At 60.9% G+C, this 17,924-nt stretch carries 14 protein-coding genes and 1 pseudogene; 9 read left to right on the top strand and 6 right to left on the bottom strand.

The annotated features are described in order from the left end of the window. Window positions 1-87 precede the first annotated feature (87 nt). The gene (locus tag KGB29_RS28280; protein WP_090452519.1) at window positions 88-1,401 is read right to left on the bottom strand and encodes an ATP-binding protein; all 1,314 of its coding nucleotides are present in this window, start codon (window positions 1,399-1,401) and stop codon (window positions 88-90) included. A gap of 115 nt (window positions 1,402-1,516) precedes the next feature. Continuing rightward, window positions 1,517-2,257, bottom strand: coding sequence for a two-component system response regulator OmpR (ompR, locus tag KGB29_RS28275; RefSeq protein ID WP_007983158.1), 741 nt, complete (start codon window positions 2,255-2,257; stop codon window positions 1,517-1,519). A 360-nt stretch (window positions 2,258-2,617) separates the two neighbouring features. Between ompR and KGB29_RS28270 the strand changes: the two genes are divergently transcribed. The 7 genes from KGB29_RS28270 to tauD all read left to right on the top strand — a co-directional run bounded on the left by KGB29_RS28270 (window position 2,618) and on the right by tauD (window position 11,069). Then, entirely contained in the window at window positions 2,618-4,942 is a 2,325-nt protein-coding gene (locus tag KGB29_RS28270; RefSeq protein ID WP_154861251.1) for a Tex family protein, read from the top strand. Further along, complete coding sequence (locus KGB29_RS28265; protein ID WP_150812039.1) at window positions 4,942-5,325, top strand: PaaI family thioesterase; 384 nt, start codon at window positions 4,942-4,944, stop codon at window positions 5,323-5,325. Before KGB29_RS28270 ends, KGB29_RS28265 begins: the two co-directional genes overlap by 1 nt. Before the next feature lie 307 nt (window positions 5,326-5,632). Continuing rightward, the gene (gshA, locus tag KGB29_RS28260; protein WP_154910733.1) at window positions 5,633-7,216 is read left to right on the top strand and encodes a glutamate--cysteine ligase; all 1,584 of its coding nucleotides are present in this window, start codon (window positions 5,633-5,635) and stop codon (window positions 7,214-7,216) included. Between the two features lie 254 nt (window positions 7,217-7,470). Then, a complete protein-coding gene (tauA, locus tag KGB29_RS28255) occupies window positions 7,471-8,448 on the top strand; it encodes a taurine ABC transporter substrate-binding protein (RefSeq protein WP_154910734.1) in 978 nt (325 codons plus the stop codon). Window positions 8,449-8,463: 15 nt separating this feature from the next. Beyond that, window positions 8,464-9,258 carry a taurine ABC transporter ATP-binding subunit gene (tauB, locus tag KGB29_RS28250; protein WP_154861255.1) on the top strand — a complete coding sequence of 265 codons (795 nt, stop codon included), beginning with the start codon at window positions 8,464-8,466 and terminating at the stop codon, window positions 9,256-9,258. Further along, window positions 9,255-10,088, top strand: a complete 834-nt coding sequence (gene tauC / locus KGB29_RS28245) for a taurine ABC transporter permease TauC (RefSeq protein WP_154910735.1) — start codon at window positions 9,255-9,257, stop codon at window positions 10,086-10,088. Before tauB ends, tauC begins: the two co-directional genes overlap by 4 nt. 138 nt (window positions 10,089-10,226) lie before the next feature. Next, window positions 10,227-11,069, top strand: coding sequence for a taurine dioxygenase (gene tauD, locus KGB29_RS28240; protein ID WP_154910736.1), 843 nt, complete (start codon window positions 10,227-10,229; stop codon window positions 11,067-11,069). 124 nt (window positions 11,070-11,193) lie between these two features. Here tauD and mgrA read toward each other — a convergent pair whose 3' ends face one another. Next, window positions 11,194-12,231, bottom strand: a complete 1,038-nt coding sequence (gene mgrA / locus KGB29_RS28235; RefSeq protein ID WP_150812044.1) for an L-glyceraldehyde 3-phosphate reductase — start codon at window positions 12,229-12,231, stop codon at window positions 11,194-11,196. Window positions 12,232-12,347: 116 nt separating this feature from the next. After that, window positions 12,348-13,237: pseudogene (locus KGB29_RS28230) on the bottom strand (LysR family transcriptional regulator). A gap of 120 nt (window positions 13,238-13,357) precedes the next feature. Between KGB29_RS28230 and KGB29_RS28225 the strand changes: the two are divergent. Together KGB29_RS28225 and KGB29_RS28220 are read left to right on the top strand one after the other, a co-directional pair. After that, complete coding sequence (locus KGB29_RS28225) at window positions 13,358-14,098, top strand: SDR family oxidoreductase (protein ID WP_150812046.1); 741 nt, start codon at window positions 13,358-13,360, stop codon at window positions 14,096-14,098. A gap of 165 nt (window positions 14,099-14,263) precedes the next feature. Further along, entirely contained in the window at window positions 14,264-14,524 is a 261-nt protein-coding gene (locus KGB29_RS28220; RefSeq protein WP_102670676.1) for a hypothetical protein, read from the top strand. Window positions 14,525-14,533: 9 nt separating this feature from the next. Here KGB29_RS28220 and betT read toward each other — a convergent pair whose 3' ends face one another. Beyond that, window positions 14,534-16,489, bottom strand: a complete 1,956-nt coding sequence (gene betT, locus KGB29_RS28215) for a choline transporter BetT (protein ID WP_223616512.1) — start codon at window positions 16,487-16,489, stop codon at window positions 14,534-14,536. A gap of 375 nt (window positions 16,490-16,864) precedes the next feature. Further along, window positions 16,865-17,791, bottom strand: a complete 927-nt coding sequence (gene epsC / locus KGB29_RS28210) for a serine O-acetyltransferase EpsC (protein WP_090452493.1) — start codon at window positions 17,789-17,791, stop codon at window positions 16,865-16,867. Window positions 17,792-17,924 lie beyond the last annotated feature (133 nt).

The raw sequence follows: 17,924 nt of genomic DNA, 5'->3' as shown, positions 1-17,924 counted from the left end.
CTCGCTCCCACAGGGTTTTAGCCAAAATCACTGTGGGAGCGGGCTTGCCCGCGAAGGGGCCGTCAGCCCCACTGAAAAAATCAGGCCTTAAACGGCATCCCGCGGCAGCAGCAACCCCAACGGCAACCGCACCCGAGCTTCCAGCCCACCGCCCGAGCGGTTACGCAGCTCAACGTTGCCGCCATGCATCGAAGCAATCCGCTTCACGATCGCCAATCCCAACCCGGTGCCCTTGCCACCCCGGGCACGGTCACCGCGGGTGAACGGATTGAAAATCGCCTCCAGCTCCGAAGGATCGATTCCGGCACCACGGTCCATGACACTCAGCACTACATACGGTGCGCTGGTGTCCCCGGACACATACGCCGCCACCTCCACACCGCTGCCGGCATGATGCAGCGCGTTGCCGATCAGGTTGTTCAGCAGTCGCTTCATCGATACCCGACGCAGCGGAAACGGCTGGATAGGCTCCAGCCGGAGCCGCACTTTTTCTTCGGTCTGGTTATACGGTGCGGCAACTTCACGGACCAGGTCGCTCAGGTCGACCTCTTCCACCGACTCGTCGCGCCCGTCACGAATGAACGCCAGGAACTGATCGAGAATCGCATCCATGTCTTCGATGTCACGCACCATGTCGTCGGTCAGGTCCGTGTGATCGCCCATCAGCTCCAGGGACAGACGCAATCGCGTCAACGGCGTGCGCAAATCATGGGAAACCCCGGCCAGCATCAGTTCACGCTCGCGACCGGCCTGTTCGACGTCTTCAGCCATCTGGTTGAAGGCGCGGTACACCTCGGTCATCTCGCTCGGCGTATCGCTGATTGGCAAGCGCACACTGCGGCCCTGGCCAAGTTGCCGCGCGGCATACACCAGACGCTTCAAAGGTTGATTGAGCTGGCTGACGAAGATCCAGGCCGAAGCGGTGGACAGCAGGCCAATAGCGAGGAACCAGCCCAGCACGTTCCAGATTTTCTGGCCGCGCAACGGATGGGGATAAAGCGGTACTTTCAGCCAGCCATCACCCAGGCTTGGCGCCCGGACCCACAGCGCCGGTGGCGAATGCATGCGCAGCCGGACCTCAGTGTCGGCACCCAGCTCCGCCTGCATCTGCCGCTGGTAGATCTCGCTGTAAGGCCAGTGCTGTTCGCCTTCCGGCACGCCGGCACCCACCACCCGGATCAAGGTCGCGGCCTCGGCGATCTTGCCGCGGTTTTCTTCATCGGCAGCCCAATAGGCGCGCAGCGTCAGGGCGACACCGTGGCTGTACTGGCGGTCCACCAGCACGTCTTCGTTCATCAGCAGATAAACCAGGGTCAGCGCCTTGGAGAAGAGTACGACGATGAGCACCAGCCAAAGGGTGCGGGAGAAGAAGCTCTGGGGAAACCAAACGGGGGTTTTCATGGATAACCGTTAAACACTTGCAGGAGCGAGCGATGCTCGCATATTGCGGATCGCGAGTCTGCGGACAGGATCGATTGATCCGATGTCCGCGTGACCCGCTCCTACAAATCGCCAATCACTTGGTGGCGGTACCATCCGGTACAAACACGTAACCCACGCCCCAGACAGTCTGGATGTAACGCGGTTTGGACGGATCGGGCTCGATCATCCGGCGCAGACGGGAAATCTGCACATCGATGGAACGCTCCAGGGCATCCCACTCGCGGCCACGGGCCAGGTTCATCAATTTGTCGCGGGTCAGCGGTTGACGCGCGTTCATCACCAGGGCCTTGAGTACAGCGAACTCACCGGTGGTGAGCATGTGCACTTCTTCGCCGCGCTTGAGCTCGCGGGTAGCCAGGGACAATTCATAGTCACCGAAGGTCACGCTTTCGTCTTCGCTGCCTGGTGCGCCCGGCACTGGAGCCGACTGGCGACGCAGGACCGCTTTGACGCGAGCCATCAGCTCATCGGGGTTGAACGGCTTGGCCAGGTAATCGTCGGCACCCAGCTCCAGGCCCTTGATGCGGCTCAGCTCGTCGCCCTTGGCGGTCAGCATGATGATCGGAATCTGGTTGTTCGCGCCGCGCAGACGGCGGCAGGCGGTCAAGCCGTCTTCACCGGGCAGCATCAGGTCGAGTACGACCAGGTTGAACACTTCGCGGGCCAGCAGGCGATCCATTTGCTCAGTGTTCGGTACGGCGCGGGCGCGGTAGCCCTTGCTGACGAAAAAACGCTCCAGCAGGCTGCTGAGCCCAGGATCGTCGTCAACAATAAGAATTTTTTCGCCTTCAGCAGTTTGTGCAGTGCTGCTCATTGGATGCTCCTTTGATCTCGGCGCGCATTATGGCGTAGCTGCCGTTATACGCACCGTGTGCATTGTTAGCAGATTTTTCCTTTAGTGCCAGAAAACCGGCCATTTCACCTGCAACCCGCGATGTCCCCGAATGCCGGAACGCTGGTTATAATGCGCGGCCTTTTGTGTCAGGCAACATCAGACAGGTACTACAGACGGACACCATTTTTTTCATGGCGCCGGCAGTAATTGTTCGATTTCACGGGTCAACGGGATACCTTTTGATCCAGGTAGCGGCGCAGGCCAGGCCGCTCAACCAGACTCGCCCAGGCCCTATCTCTGCGCCTGCGAGCCTGCTTTCACAATTTGTCAGGTGGTTTTATGGACAGCATCAACAGCCGCATCGCCGAGGAACTCGGTGTACGCCCACAACAGGTCGAAGCGGCCGTCGCGCTACTCGATGAAGGCTCTACCGTTCCCTTCATCGCCCGTTACCGGAAAGAAGTGACCGGCAGCCTCGACGATACGCAATTGCGTCATCTGGAAGAGCGCCTGCGCTACCTGCGAGAACTCGACGAACGGCGTATCAGCATCCTCGCCAGCATCCAGGAGCAGGGCAAGCTGACCCCGCAACTTGAACGCGACATCAAGCTCGCCGACACCAAGACCCGTCTCGAAGACTTGTACCTGCCGTACAAGCAGAAGCGCCGCACCAAGGGCCAGATCGCCCTGGAAGCAGGCCTGGGCGAGCTGGCCGACGGCCTGTTCAACGACCCGTCCCTGAGCCCGGAAACCGAAGCCGCACGCTTCATCGACGCGGAAAAAGGCGTGGCCGATGTGAAGGCTGCCCTCGAAGGCGCCAAGTACATCCTGATGGAACGCTTCGCCGAAGACGCCGGCCTGCTGGACAAGCTGCGCAGCTACCTCAAGCAGGAAGCTACCCTCAGTGCCCGCGTGATTGCCGGTAAGGAAGAGGAAGGCGCCAAGTTCCGCGATTACTTCGAACACGACGAACCGCTCAAAAGCATGCCGTCGCACCGCGCGCTGGCGATTTTCCGTGGCCGTAACGAAGGCATCCTCAGCTCCGCGCTGAAAGTCGGCGACGAACTGCCGGGCACCATGCACCCGTGCGAAGGCATGATCGGCCAGCAATTCGGCATCCAGAACCAGAACCGCGCCGCCGACAAATGGCTGGGTGAAGTGGTGCGCTGGACCTGGAAGGTCAAGCTCTACACCCACCTGGAGACCGATCTGCTGGGTGAGCTGCGCGATGGCGCGGAAACCGAAGCGATCAACGTCTTCGCCCACAACCTGCACGACCTGCTGCTGTCGGCCCCGGCCGGCCCGCGCGCCACCCTGGGCCTCGACCCGGGCCTGCGCACCGGTTGCAAGGTGGCCGTGGTCGACTCCACCGGCAAGCTGCTGGATCACGCCACGGTTTACCCGCACGTGCCGCACAACAAGTGGGACCAGACCCTCGCCGTGCTCGCCGCCCTGTGCGCCAAGCACTCGGTGGACCTGATCGCCATCGGCAACGGTACCGCCAGTCGCGAAACCGACAAGCTGGCCGCTGAACTGATCAAAAAATACCCGGCCATGAAAATGACCAAGGTCATGGTTTCCGAGGCCGGCGCATCGGTTTACTCGGCGTCGGAACTGGCTTCCAAGGAATTCCCGGACCTGGACGTGTCGATCCGTGGCGCCGTGTCGATTGCCCGTCGCCTGCAAGACCCGTTGGCCGAGCTGGTGAAGATCGATCCGAAATCCATCGGTGTCGGCCAGTACCAGCACGACGTGTCGCAGCTGAAACTGGCCCGTGGCCTGGATGCGGTGGTCGAGGACTGCGTGAACGCCGTCGGCGTCGACGTGAACACGGCTTCCGTGGCACTGCTGGCGCGGATCTCCGGCCTCAACGCGACCCTGGCGCAGAACATCGTCAGCCACCGCGATGAGCACGGCGCATTCAAGACTCGCGCAGCCTTGAAGAAAGTCGCGCGCCTGGGTGAAAAAACCTTCGAACAGGCCGCCGGATTCCTGCGCGTCATGAACGGCGAAAACCCGTTGGACTCGTCGGCGGTTCACCCGGAAGCCTATCCGCTGGTTCAGCGCATCGCCGCCGAAACCGACCGTGACATTCGCTCGCTGATTGGCGATGCCGCGTTCCTCAAGCGTCTCGATCCGAAGAAGTACACCGATGAAACCTTCGGTTTGCCGACAGTCACCGACATTCTGCAAGAGCTGGAAAAGCCCGGTCGCGACCCGCGTCCAGAGTTCAAGACCGCCGAGTTCCAGGAAGGCGTCGAAGACCTCAAGGACCTGCAACTGGGCATGATCCTCGAAGGCGTGGTGACCAACGTGACCAACTTCGGTGCTTTCGTCGATATCGGTGTGCATCAGGACGGTTTGGTGCACATCTCCGCGCTTTCGGAGAAGTTCATCAAGGATCCACGAGAAGCGGTGAAGGCCGGTGACGTGGTGAAAGTGAAGGTCATGGAAGTCGACATCCCGCGCAAACGCGTGGGCCTGTCGATGCGCATGAGCGATACCCCGGGCGAGAAAATCGACGGTGCCCGCGGCGCACGTCCGGGTTCGGCGCCACGCCAATCCCAGAACACCGCACCGCGCAAGGAAACCACGGCAGCGACCCCGAGCAACAACGCCATGGCTTCGCTGTTCGCCAATGCCAAGCAGCTGAAGAAACGTTGATGGACATTCCCGCCGGGCTGACCGAAAGCGCGTTTTTCAAGCTACTGGGCTGCCGCTTGCACAGCCTGGAAACCGGGGTGGCGCAAGTCGCCCTGGCGCTGGAACCGGAGCTGCGCAATCGCGGCGGCAAGCTGCACGGCGGGGCCTTGTTCAGCCTGGTGGACATTGCCATGGGGCTGGCCTGTTCCAGCACCCACGGCTTTGACCAGCAGAGCGCGACCATCGAGTGCAAGATCAACTACATTCGCGCCGTCTCTGACGGCGAGGTGATGTGCACGGCACGGGTGATTCATCCAGGCCGCCGCACGTTGGTGGTCGAGGCTGATGTGACGCAGGGCGACAAACTGGTCGCAAAAGCACAAGGCACGTTCGCTGTCCTGTAGCTAGTCGTCATCAAATTGAGTTAATTTCGGCGCTGTGACCACAGTGTCGGAATTTCCTGTGGGAGCGGGCTTGTGGCGAGGGGGCTTGCCCCCGTTTGAGTGCGTAGCACTCACAATATCTTGGAACATCAGAGGTTTTGGGGCTGCTTCGCAGCCCAACGGGGGCAAGCCCCCTCGCCACAGGTCCACTCCCACATCGATTGCGGCGAGATCCAAAACCAGGCGAAAACGCCAGTTTTAACTTCACCCTTGTAGACCGTCTTGCCCACCCCCATATTGGGGCGACTGACGCGTGAAGGAATCCAACTTGAGCGAACTTCTCAACCGCCGCCTGGCCCTGCTCGGCGAGCGCGCTAACCACTCTCTGCTCGAACAGTGCCTTCACGGCATCGAACGTGAATGCCTGCGCGTGACCGATGAAGGTCGCCTGGCGCAAACGCCGCACCCGGAAGAATTGGGTTCCGCGCTGACCAATGAACAGATCACCACCGACTATTCCGAGTCGCTGCTGGAGTTCATCACCCCGGCCCTGCCCGATCCTGCCGATACGCTGGCGAGCCTGGACAGCATTCACCGCTTTGCCTACAGCAAGCTTGGCAACGAGTATCTGTGGAGCCCATCGATGCCCTGCCCGTTGCCGGCCGAGGAAGATATCCCGATCGCCTATTACGGCACGTCCAATATCGGGCAGCTCAAGTACGTCTACCGCAAGGGTCTGGCCCTGCGTTACGGCAAGACCATGCAATGCATTGCCGGCATCCACTACAACTTTTCCCTGCCGGAAAAACTCTGGCCTTTGCTCAAGCAGGCCGAAGGCTTTGTCGGCACCGACCGCGACTTCCAGTCGGCGTCCTATATCGCGCTGATCCGTAACTTCCGCCGCTACAGCTGGCTGCTGATGTACCTGTTCGGCGCCTCGCCGGCACTGGACGCCGGCTTCTTGCGCGGTCGTTCGCACCAGTTGGAACAACTGGACCCGCAGACCTTGTACCTGCCGTACGCCACCAGCCTGCGCATGAGCGACCTGGGTTACCAGAGCAACGCCCAGGCCGGCCTGACGCCGTGCTACAACGATCTGAACAGCTACACCGACAGCCTGCGCAAAGCGGTGGCCACGCCGTATGCGCCATACGTCGAAGTCGGCACCCACCAGGATGGCGAGTGGGTGCAGCTCAACACCAACATCCTGCAGATCGAAAACGAGTACTACTCCAACATCCGCCCCAAACGCGTGACCTACACCGGCGAGCGCCCTATCCAGGCACTGATGGCCCGTGGCATCCAGTACGTCGAAGTACGCTGCCTGGACATCAACCCGTTCCTGCCGATGGGCATCGACCTTACCGAGTCACGCTTCCTCGATGCGTTCCTGCTGTACTGCGCGCTCAATGACAGCCCGCTGCTCACCAGCACCAGTTGTGGCAACGCGACTTCGAACTTCCTCAGCGTGGTCAAGGAAGGTCGTCGTCCGGGCCTGCAACTGCAACGGGATGGCCAGCCGGTCGACCTGAAGGAATGGGCCGGCGAGCTGCTGGAAAAAATCGCCCCTCTGGCGGCGATGCTCGACCAGAGCCATGGCGGCGATGCCCACAGCAAGTCGCTGGACGCCCAGATGGCCAAGGTCCAGGACCCGTCCCTGACACCGTCGGCCCAGGTATTGGCGGCGATGGCCGAACACAAGGAAAGCTTTGCCCAGTTCTCCCTGCGCCAGAGCCAGGCCCATGCCGAGTTCTTCCGCAGCGAGCCGTTGCCGGCTGAGGAACAGGCGAAGTTTGAAGAGCGGGCGCGTTCTTCGCTGGCTCAGCAGGCTGAGCTGGAGCAGAACGAAGTCGGTGATTTCGATGTGTTTGTCGGAGCGTACCAAGCGAGCATTCTGGCGATCAGTAACTGAAGGTCCTGCGGACCTTATCGTCGGAGCGCCGCCCGGAGCAAGCTCGCTCCCACAAGGTTCAATGGTGTTTGCACGATTGTGCTCACACCGAAGATCCACTGTGGGAGCGAGCTTGCTCGCGATGACCGCGTAGCGGTCGCTCCTCAAGTTGTCCTCTCATAAGCTAATTCGAAAAAGTTATTTATTTTCGAATTCTTAGATCATTTAGTCTCTTTCTCACGCCGACACTCGGTCGCCTGACAAGGAGCTTTCTGATGAAACTGACTTTCCCTCTACGCTTGCTGGCGGCCGCGTCCTTGGCTACCGCGAGTTTTTTTGCCCAGGCGGCCGACTTCACCGTCGCCTATCAGACCACCGTTGACCCGGCGAAAGTCGCCCAGGCTGACGGCGCCTACGAAAAGGCCACCAAGGCCGATATCAGCTGGCGAAAATTCGACAACGGTGCCGATATCATCGCCGCCATCGCCTCTGGTGACGTGCAGATCGGCTACCTCGGTTCCAGCCCTCTGACCGCGGCCATCACCCGCAAAGTCCCGGTGCAAACCTTCCTCATCGCCACCCAGATCGGCGCCGCCGAAGCCTTGGTCGCCCGCGACGGTTCCGGGATCAAGACCCCGCAAGACCTGATCGGCAAGAAAATCGCCGTGCCGTTTGTATCCACCGGCCACTACAGCCTGCTCGCCGCGCTGAAGCACTGGAACATCGACCCGTCGAAAGTCACCATTCTCAACCTCGCACCACCCGCGATCATTGCCGCCTGGAAACGCGGTGACATCGACGCCACGTACGTTTGGGATCCGGCCCTCGGTGTCGCCAAGGAAAACGGCAAAGTGCTGATCACCTCCGGCGAGCTGGCCAAGTTCGGCGCACCGACTTTCGATGCCTGGATCGTGCGCAAGGATTTCGCCGAGAAGCACCCGGAGATCGTCACCGCGTTCGCCAAAGTGACTCTGGACGCCTACGCCGATTACCGCAAAGACCCGCACACCTGGCTCGCCAATCAGGGCAACGTCGACAAGCTGGTAAAACTGTCTGGTGCCAAGGCCAGTGACATTCCATTGCTGCTGCAAGGCAACGTCTACCCGCTGGCGGCTGACCAGGTGCTCACCCTCGGCGCACCGACCACCAAAGCCATCACCGACACCGCGGCGTTCCTCAAGGAACAAGGCAAGGTCGAGGCCGTGCTGCCGGACTACGCGCCGTACGTCAGCGCCAAGTTCATCACCAACTGATCGGGAGTCAACGCGATGGCCTTGCTACAGCTGGAGCGCATCAGCGCACAGTACCCCGGCAACCCGGAACCGGTGTTGGCGGATATCTCTCTGAGCCTGGGGCCCCGGCAATTGCTGGTCGCCCTCGGCCCGTCCGGCAGTGGCAAGACTTCGCTGTTGAACCTGATTGCCGGTTTCGTCGAACCCAGCGCCGGGCGCATCACCCTCGACGGCGTGCCCGTCAAAGGCCCGAGTGCCGAGCGCGGCGTGGTGTTTCAGGACGACGCGCTGCTGCCATGGCAAGACGTGCTGGCCAACGTCGGGTTCGGCCTGGAGCTGGCCGGTATCGCCCGGGAAAAACGCGAAGCTCGCGCCAGGGAAATGCTCGCCCTGGTCGATCTGTCCGGTTTTGAACAGCGCCGCATCTGGCAGCTTTCGGGCGGCCAGAAGCAGCGTGTCGGTCTGGCTCGCGCCCTCGCCGCCGACCCGCGCGTGTTGCTGATGGACGAACCTTTCGGCGCTCTCGACGCCTTTACCCGCGAGCAGATGCAGGAGCTGTTGCTGCAGGTCTGGCAACGCACCGCCAAGCCGGTGTTCCTGATCACCCACGACATCGAAGAAGCCGTGTTCCTCGCCACCGACCTGATTCTGTTGGCGCCCAACCCGGGGCAAATCGTCGAACGCCTGAGCCTCGATTTCGGTCAGCGTTATGCCGCCGGTGAGTCGGCCCGCTCGATCAAGTCCGACCCGCGTTTTATCGAAACCCGCGAACACGTACTCGCCAAAGTGTTCTCCCAACGCAGCGCCGCCCAGCGGCAGGAGCGCGCATGAGCAGTTACGAAATTCCCGTCGCGGCGATAACGCCAGGCTCAGCCGTAATTCCGGCAAGTCGCCGTTTGAGCACTCGCTGGATCAGTGTGCTGACGCTGGTCGTTCTCGTTGCCATTTGGTGGGCCGTGACGGCGACCGGCTTGATCGAGCCGCTGTTCCTGCCACCACCTTCCGCCGTGCTGCAAAAAGGCTGGCTACTGGCGACCTCGGGTTATATGGATTCAACCCTGTGGCAGCACCTGGGCGCGAGTCTGAGCCGCATCGGACTGGGCCTCGGGTTTGCGATTCTCACCGCCGTGCCGGTGGGAATCGCCATCGGCGCCAACCGTATCGCCCGCGGTGTGCTCGACCCGCTGATCGAGTTCTACCGGCCGATTCCACCACTGGCCTACCTGCCACTGATCGTGATCTGGTGCGGTATCGGTGAATTGTCGAAAGTGCTGCTGATCTACCTGGCAATCTTCGCCCCGATTGCCATTGCCACCGCCACCGGTGTGCGTACGGTCGACCCGGCCAAACTGCGTGCCGCGCAGTCGCTGGGTGCAACGCGCGTGCAATTGATTCGCCACGTCATTTTGCCGAGTGCCTTGCCGGATATCCTGACCGGTGTGCGTATCGGTCTCGGCGTAGGCTGGTCGACGCTGGTCGCCGCCGAATTGATCGCCGCCACCAGCGGACTGGGCTTCATGGTGCAATCGGCCGCACAGTTTTTGGTCACCGATGTGGTGGTACTGGGGATTCTGGTGATCGCACTGATCGCCTTCGCAATGGAGCTTGGCCTGCGTGCCCTGCAACGCAAACTGGTGCCGTGGCATGGTCAGGCCCACTGATTACTGAATAAACCTGTGGGAGCGGGCTTGCTCGCGAAAGCGGTGTATCACGTGACATAAATGTTGAATGACACGCCCTCTTCGCGAGCAAGCCCGCTCCCACAAAAAGCACGGCCCCCCGGATTTAAGAGAACCACCATGAGCCACCTGACCATCGTCCCCCTAAGCTCCGCCCTCGGTGCGCAAATCAGCGGCATCGACATCAGCCAGCCGCTGAACCTGGAGCAGCGCGATGCCATCGAACAGGCCCTGCTCAAGCATCAGGTGCTGTTCTTCCGTGACCAACCGATCACGCCACAGCAACAGGCGCGATTCGCCGCGAATTTCGGCGACCTGCACATTCACCCAATCTACCCCAATGTGCCGGAACAACCGGAAGTGCTGATCCTCGACACCGCCGTCACCGACGTGCGCGACAACGCGATCTGGCACACCGACATCACCTTCCTGCCGACCCCGGCCATGGGTGCGGTGCTCAGTGCCAAGCTGCTGCCGGAGTTTGGTGGCGACACGTTATGGGCCAGCGGGATTGCCGCCTATGAAGCCCTGTCGACGCCGCTGAAAACCTTGCTCGAAGGTCTGACCGCCACCCATGACTTCACTCGTTCATTTCCGCTGGAGCGCTATGGCAACACGCCCGAGGCGCTGGCCCAGTGGGAAGAAGCACGGCGCAAGAATCCGCCGCTGTCGCACCCGGTGATCCGCACGCACCCGGTAAGCGGGCGCCGCTCGCTGTTCGTCAACGAAGGTTTCACTTCGAAGATCAACGAGCTGTCGGAAACCGAGAGTGAGGCGATTCTGAAGTTCCTGTTCGCCCATTCAACGCGGCCGGAATTCACCATTCGCTGGCGCTGGCAGAAAGACGACATCGCATTCTGGGATAACCGCGTGACCCAGCATTACGCGGTGGATGACTACCGGCCGGCGCGGCGGGTGATGCAGCGGGCGACGGTGTTGGGGGATGTGCCGTTTTTTCGCTGAACCCCAGGTTCTTCATTGTTGGCTCTGGCCTCTTCGCGAGCAAGCCCGCTCCCACATTTGGAATGCGTTTCCCTGTGGGAGCGGGCTTGCTCGCGAAAGCAATCTGAAGGCCGCCGCCTGAAACTTATTCAGCAATAGAAGGCTTCTCCCAAAGATTGATCCCGCCCTCCTGGGCAAACCGGTCAATCTCCGCCAGTTCCTCTGCACTAAAGCTCAGGTTCTTCAACGCCCCGACGTTCTCGATGATCTGCTCCGGCCGGCTTGCGCCAATCAAGGCCGAAGTGACCCGAGGATCGCGCAGGGTCCAGGCCAGCGCCAGTTGCGCCAGGCTCTGGCCACGACGCTGGGCGATTTCGTTGAGTGCCCGCACCTGGGCGATGTTGGCCTCGGACAAGTGCGACGCCTGCAACGAACCACCCCCCGGACGATTGACCCGTGCATCCGTCGGCACGCCGTTGAGGTATTTGTCGGTCAGCAATCCCTGCGCCAGCGGCGTGAAGGCAATCACGCCAGTGCCGAGTTCGTCGGTGGTATCCAGCAAGTCTTTTTCCACCCAGCGATTGAGCAGGTTGTAGGCTGGTTGGTGAATCAGCAGCGGCACTTTCCACTCTTTGAGCAACGCCGCCATTTCGCGGGTTTTCACCCCGGAATAGGACGAAATGCCGATGTATAGCGCCTTGCCCTGCTGCACCGCAGTGGCCAGTGCGCTGGCGGTTTCGTCCAGCGGGGTGTCCGGATCGAAGCGGTGGGAATAAAAGATGTCGACGTAGTCCACGCCCAGGCGTTGCAGGCTCTGGTCGAGGCTGGCCAGCACGTACTTGCGCGAACCGCCGCCCTGACCGTAAGGGCCGGGCCACATGTCCCAACCGGCCTTGCTGGAAATGATCAGCTCGTCGCGGTACTGCTTGAAGTCTTCGCGCAGTAAACGGCCGAAGTTGATCTCGGCGCTGCCATACGGCGGGCCGTAGTTGTTGGCCAGGTCGAAATGGTTGATGCCCAGATCGAATGCCGTGCGCAACAACGCGCGCTGGGTATCGATCGGCGTGCTGTCGCCGAAGTTGTGCCACAGGCCCAACGACAGCGCCGGCAGCACCAGGCCGCTGCGGCCCACGCGGCGGTAAGGGATGGAGTCGTAGCGGTTTTCGGCAGCGGTGTAAGTCATCGAATCCTCTCTTGTCTGTCTTGAATCTGGTATCGACTGCTTTGCCAGTCGCCCAGCATACGCCCGGACAAACCCCGGATTCGACTAATGGCTGAAACGTTTCATTTGTTTCATCTTCACGTGGCCCCCGCAAACACCTCCCCCAACCAGTCCACAAACACCCGAACCCTGGGCGACATGTGTCGGTTGTGCGGGTACAACACCGATACCGGCATCGATGGCGGTGGTGTGTCGACGAGGACTTCCTGCACCAGGCCTTGGGAAATCTGCGTTTGCATTCGATAGTGCGGGCACTGGATCAGGCCCAGTCCGGCAATCGCCGAGGCGGCGTAGATTTCCGCGCCGAACACCGAGACCACACCGTCGATGGCCACTTCCTTGAGTTCACCGTCCACCATGAATTCAAACGGGAACAACTTGGCCGTCGTGCGCGAAACGTAGTTCACCGCACGGTGCAGGCTCAGGTCGGCAAGGCTTTTCGGTTCGCCGTACTTGCGCAGATAGGCGGGACTGGCGCAGGTGATTTGACGCAGGTTGGCGACACGTTTTCCGATCAGTGCGGAGTCGCTCAAAGTGCCGGCGCGCAGCACGCAGTCGACGCCTTCGGCGATCAGGTCGACAAAGCGGTCAGCCTCGCTGATGGACAGCTCGATGTCGGGATAACGCGCCATGAATTGTGGCAAAGCCGGGATCACGAAGTGCTTGGCCAATGTCCCGTGCAAGTCCACCCGCAACCGCCCTTCGGTGCCACACCGCGAAACGCCAATTCCGCTTCTTCCAGCTCTGCCAGCAGTTGCACGCAACGCAGGTAGTACGCCTCGCCATCCAGCGTCGGACGCACTTTACGCGTGCTGCGCTCCAACAAACGCGTCCCCAGCCAGGCCTCGAACTGATTCAAGGTGTGGGTCAGCGTCGCGCGTGGCAGGTTCAGGTCATCGGCAGCCTGCGTGAAGCTGCTGCGCTCGTAGATCCGCACAAAAACCTTCATCGCTTTGACTTGGTCCACAGCTCACTCCAGGCACTCGATTGTTGGCGATCATTGAACAGTCAAGGCAACTCTCGTGCATTTATCGCCCTGAGTAAACATGTGAAATTGGCTTCACACCCCATCAACAGGAACACCAACATGGCTCATCAGACTCCGAAAGTTGCCATCGTGACCGGCGCCTCCCGCGGCATTGGCGCGGTCATCGCCAAACAACTGGCCAGCGAAGGTTTCGCCGTTGCCATCAACTACGCCAGCAGCGCCACCGAAGCCTCGAAACGGGTGGTGGAGCTGCGTCAGGCCGGTTACCAGGCCCTGGCGATCAAGGCCGATGTAGCCAACGCCGACGACGTACGCCGGATGTTCGACGAGGTTGAAACCCAGTTCGGCAAGGTCGATGTGTTGGTGAACAACGCCGGCATCCTCAAAGTGCTGCCGCTGGCGCAACACAGCGACGAACTGTTCGAGCAGAACTTCAACATCCACGCTCGCGGTACCTTCAATACCCTGCGTGAAGCGGCAACCCGCCTGAACAGCGGTGGCCGGATCATCAACTTCTCCAGCAGCACCGTCGGCATGAACCTGCCGGGCTACGCGGTGTACATCGCCAGCAAAGCGGCAGTGGAATCCCTGACCCAGGTATTCGCCAAGGAAATGCGCGGGCGCAACATCACCGTCAACGCGGTGGCTCCCGGGCCCGTGGCCACCGACTTGTTCCTGCATGGCAAGAGCGAAGAACAGATCCAGACCTTCGCCAAAATGGCGCCGCTGGAGCGTTTGGGTCAGCCAGAAGATATTGCCCGTGTGGTGTCGCTTTTGGTCGGGCCGGATTCGGCGTGGGTCAACGGGCAGATTCTGCGGGTGAATGGTGGGTTGGTTTAACTATGCTCAAACCAATACCGAGGTGACCCCTTCGCGAGCAAGCCCGCTCCCACAAGAGATCTCCTTTGAACACAAATTTTGTGAGCAATCAGGATCAATGTGGGAGCGGGCTTGCTCGCGAAGGCGGTCGCCCCGTCAATACATATCCGGCAGGCAGAACCCACCATGCACACCACCATCATCATCACCTTCGGCCTGATTCTCCTGGCGCTGATGCTCTACATCGGCGAGAAAGTCGGCTTCACCCGCCAGACCCTGGCCTACAGTTTTATCCTGCTGTGGCTGGCGCTGACGCTAATCAATGGCGCAGTCGGCATAGTGCATGCCGGCCAGCCATTGAGCAGCGAACTGGTGGTCGGTAGCGCCGTGTTCGGTGTCCCGGTGGCGGCGCTGGTGTTGTTCATGGTGTTGACCACCGAAACGTGAAAGCCTTGATCAACGCACCAGATGCAGGAACTGCATGTGCCGTTCGTACTGGTCGAGGATGTCGTTGATGATCTGTTCCTTGGAGTAGCCCACCAGATCGTAATCCTGACTGCCCTCGCTCAAATGCACTTCGGCCCGGTAGTAACGACGATTGTTGAGTTGCTTGGAACCCATCCCGCCACGGGCAAACAATGGCGTGAAATAGCCGCGCATCTGCACCTGATAAACGAACGGATGCTGGTCGCCATGGCCGATTTCCAGGCTGACGCTGTCATTGGCCGGGTCCGGGTGTGTCGCTACGTGCAAACCCTTTTCGGTGAACACGGCAGACACTTCTTCAATCGCCGGACGCACCGTCGTATCGAGGAAACGGTAGACCTCATCCCGCGACGGGAAATGCACCGCCTGACTCAGGCGCTGGCGCCAACCGCCCCGCCGTGAACCGGACACCGGTGCCAAGGAATGCATCTGCGCAATCTGCTTCTGCGATTCCAGATAAAACGCCTTGTGCAGCCCCCACATCATCAACAGCAAGATCAGCGAGAACGGCAACGAGGTCAGGACCACCGCCGACTTCAACGCATCGATACTGCCGGAAAACAGCAGCGCGCTGGTCACCAATGCGGTCATCGCGCCCCAGAAAACCCGCAGCCATTTCGGCCCGTCTTCATCAGGATTGCCGCCCTTGGCGGACAGCGTCGACAGCACCACGGTGCCGGAGTCGGCGGAGGTGACGAAGAACACGAAGCTGATGAACACCGTGACCGCAATGACGGTTTTGCTCCACGGGTAGGTTTCCAGCAACAGGTAGAGCGTCATCGACGGATTGTCGATGGCCGACATGCCGAGAGCGCTCATGCCGTGGTTGAGCACTTGATCGATGGCGCTGTTGCCGAAGATCGACATCCACGCCAGGGTGAAGCCGAGCGGAATCAACAGCACGCCGAAGACGAACTCGCGGATGGTGCGACCACGGGAAATCCGAGCAATGAACAGACCCACGAACGGTGACCATGCTATCCACCAGGCCCAGTAGAACACTGTCCAGCCGCCCAGCCAGTCGCTGGGTTTGTCGTAGGCGTAGAGGTCGAAACTCTTCATCGGCAAGGCGCCGAGGTAATCGCCAAGGTTCTGGATCAGGGTGTTGAGCAGGTGCTGCGTGGGGCCGGCGAACAGCACGAACAGCAGCAGCGCACAGGCCAGCAGCATGTTGATGTCGGACATGACTCGCACACCCTTGTCGACGCCGGATACGGCAACGATGATCGCAGCGCCCATCATCAAGGTGATCAGGCCGACCTGAACCCATTGGGTATGGGCGATGCCGAACAGGTAGTCCAGGCCCGAGTTGAGGTGCAACACACCGAAGCCCATATCGGCACCGAGGCCGAACACCGTGGCGATGATGCCGAAACCATCCACCGCGTAGCCGATGGGGCCATTGATGCGCTTGCCGATCAGCGGATACAGCGCCGAGCGCAGGGCCAGTGGCAGGTTATGCCGGTAGGCAAAGTAGGCCAGCGCCATGCCGACAAAGGCGAACACGCCCCAGCCATGCAGGCCCCAGTGCAGAAACAGAATCTGCATCGCCTGGCGCGCAGCATCTGCCGTACCGGCCTCGCCCTGGGGCGGTTGCAGCATGTGGGTCAGCGGCTCGGACACACAGAAGAAAAACAGGGTGATGCTGATCCCGGCGGCGAACAGCATGCCGGCCCAGGACAAATAACTGAATTCGGGTTCGTCGTGGTCGGCACCGAGCTTGATCTTGCCGTAGCCGGACAAGGCGGTGACCACCACGAAGACCAGATACAGGGTCATCGCCAGCAGGTAATACCAGCCGACCGTATTGGCCGCCCAGTTTTGCGCCGCCAGCAACCAGGCACCGGCCTGCTCGGGCATGGCGATGACAACGACACCAAACAACAGAATGAAGCTTGCCGAGAACCAGAACACCGGCGGATTCATGCGGATCAGGCCGCTTGGAGGGATGGACGATGCACTCATGTTCGGTGCACCTCGAAGGGGTAAAACGTGGCTGTAGAAATCGGACTCAGCAAAGGCAAGCCTCCTGTTGTGAGCGGGCAGCGAACCGCCGGTTTAACTTGAATGAACGTTCAAGTTAAACATGGATAGGGGGCTAAGGACTAATCGCAGGGCTCGGCGGTACTGGTATTACGCTAGCTCAAGGGAGGGTTCGGCGCAGGATCAGATCAGGGCCACTGGCTCGATTCGGCTTGAAATCCAATCGCGAGCAAGCTCGCTCCCACAGTTGACCGCGTTCCCCTGTGGGAGCGAGCCTGCTCGCGATGAGGCCAGAAAAATCAGTGGAGATTTAGAGGCCTACTTCTGCGCCCCATCATCATGCTGCAGATTCGCCTGGGTCAGGTTGCTGCCCGCCGGCACGCTGCGGGTCAGCCAGACATTGCCGCCGATGGTCGAGCCCTGACCGATGGTGATCCGCCCGAGAATCGTCGCCCCGGCATAAATCACCACGTCATCCTCGACTATCGGGTGTCGTGGCTGGCCTTTCTGCAACTGACCGTCTTCGTCCGCCGGGAAGCGCTTGGCGCCCAAAGTCACCGCCTGATAGATCCGCACGCGCTCGCCGATGATCGCGGTTTCGCCAATCACCACACCCGTCCCGTGGTCGATGAAGAAACTGCGGCCGATCTGCGCTCCAGGGTGAATGTCGATGCCGGTGGCCGAGTGAGCGATTTCCGCGCTGATCCGCGCCAGCAGCGGCAACCCGGCGCGATACAAATGGTGGGCCAGACGATGGTGAATCACCGCCAGAATCCCCGGGTAGCACAACAGCACTTCATCGACACTGCGCGCCGCCGGGTCACCGTGATAGGCAGCCAACACGTCAGTGTCCAACAGGCTGCGCAACCCTGGCAACGCGAGGGCGAAGTCCTGAATGATCTGGATGGTTTTGGCTTCGACTTCAGTCTCGGCCTGGGCACTGTGGCGAGCGGCGTAGCGCAATTCGAGCCGCGCTTGGGCCAACAGCGCATTCAGCGCCACATCGAGGGTGTGGCCGACGTAGAAATCTTCGCTCTCTTCGCGCAGGTCAACCGGCCCCAGGCGCATCGGGAACAACGCACCGCACAGTGCTTCGAGAATCTCCGCCATGGCTGCGCGGGACGGCAATTCGCGACCGCCCTGCTCGCCGCTGGCCCGGCCGTTTTGTGCACGCCACTGTTCACGTGCCGTGCGCAGCTGGCTGACGATGGTCTGCAATTGCCAATGGCTGGAACGCTCACTCACGGTAAAAACTCCTCACGGGCGGCCGGACTGTCTGGCCGCACTGACGGCGATTACTTTACGGCAAGGGTCGCGAGGCAAATTAAGAACCAATAGTGCTGTGCTCAGTTCGATTGGCTATAAGCGATTGACGGTT

The sequence above is a fragment of the Pseudomonas sp. BF-B-30 genome, assembly GCF_019956305.1.
GTDB lineage: Bacteria > Pseudomonadota > Gammaproteobacteria > Pseudomonadales > Pseudomonadaceae > Aquipseudomonas > Aquipseudomonas jessenii.
Note: the sequence above shows the minus strand (reverse complement) of the source record. Positions and strands in the feature narration are given on the sequence as shown.

Coding starts and splice junctions, on each gene's coding strand:
- KGB29_RS28280 (WP_090452519.1), bottom strand. CDS start 1,401: ATGAAAACCCCCGTTTGGTTTCCCCAGAGCTTCTTCTCCCGCACCCTT.
- ompR (WP_007983158.1), bottom strand. CDS start 2,257: ATGAGCAGCACTGCACAAACTGCTGAAGGCGAAAAAATTCTTATTGTT.
- KGB29_RS28270 (WP_154861251.1), top strand. CDS start 2,618: ATGGACAGCATCAACAGCCGCATCGCCGAGGAACTCGGTGTACGCCCA.
- KGB29_RS28265 (WP_150812039.1), top strand. CDS start 4,942: ATGGACATTCCCGCCGGGCTGACCGAAAGCGCGTTTTTCAAGCTACTG.
- tauA (WP_154910734.1), top strand. CDS start 7,471: ATGAAACTGACTTTCCCTCTACGCTTGCTGGCGGCCGCGTCCTTGGCT.
- tauB (WP_154861255.1), top strand. CDS start 8,464: ATGGCCTTGCTACAGCTGGAGCGCATCAGCGCACAGTACCCCGGCAAC.
- tauC (WP_154910735.1), top strand. CDS start 9,255: ATGAGCAGTTACGAAATTCCCGTCGCGGCGATAACGCCAGGCTCAGCC.
- tauD (WP_154910736.1), top strand. CDS start 10,227: ATGAGCCACCTGACCATCGTCCCCCTAAGCTCCGCCCTCGGTGCGCAA.
- mgrA (WP_150812044.1), bottom strand. CDS start 12,231: ATGACTTACACCGCTGCCGAAAACCGCTACGACTCCATCCCTTACCGC.
- KGB29_RS28225 (WP_150812046.1), top strand. CDS start 13,358: ATGGCTCATCAGACTCCGAAAGTTGCCATCGTGACCGGCGCCTCCCGC.
- KGB29_RS28220 (WP_102670676.1), top strand. CDS start 14,264: ATGCACACCACCATCATCATCACCTTCGGCCTGATTCTCCTGGCGCTG.
- betT (WP_223616512.1), bottom strand. CDS start 16,489: ATGAATCCGCCGGTGTTCTGGTTCTCGGCAAGCTTCATTCTGTTGTTT.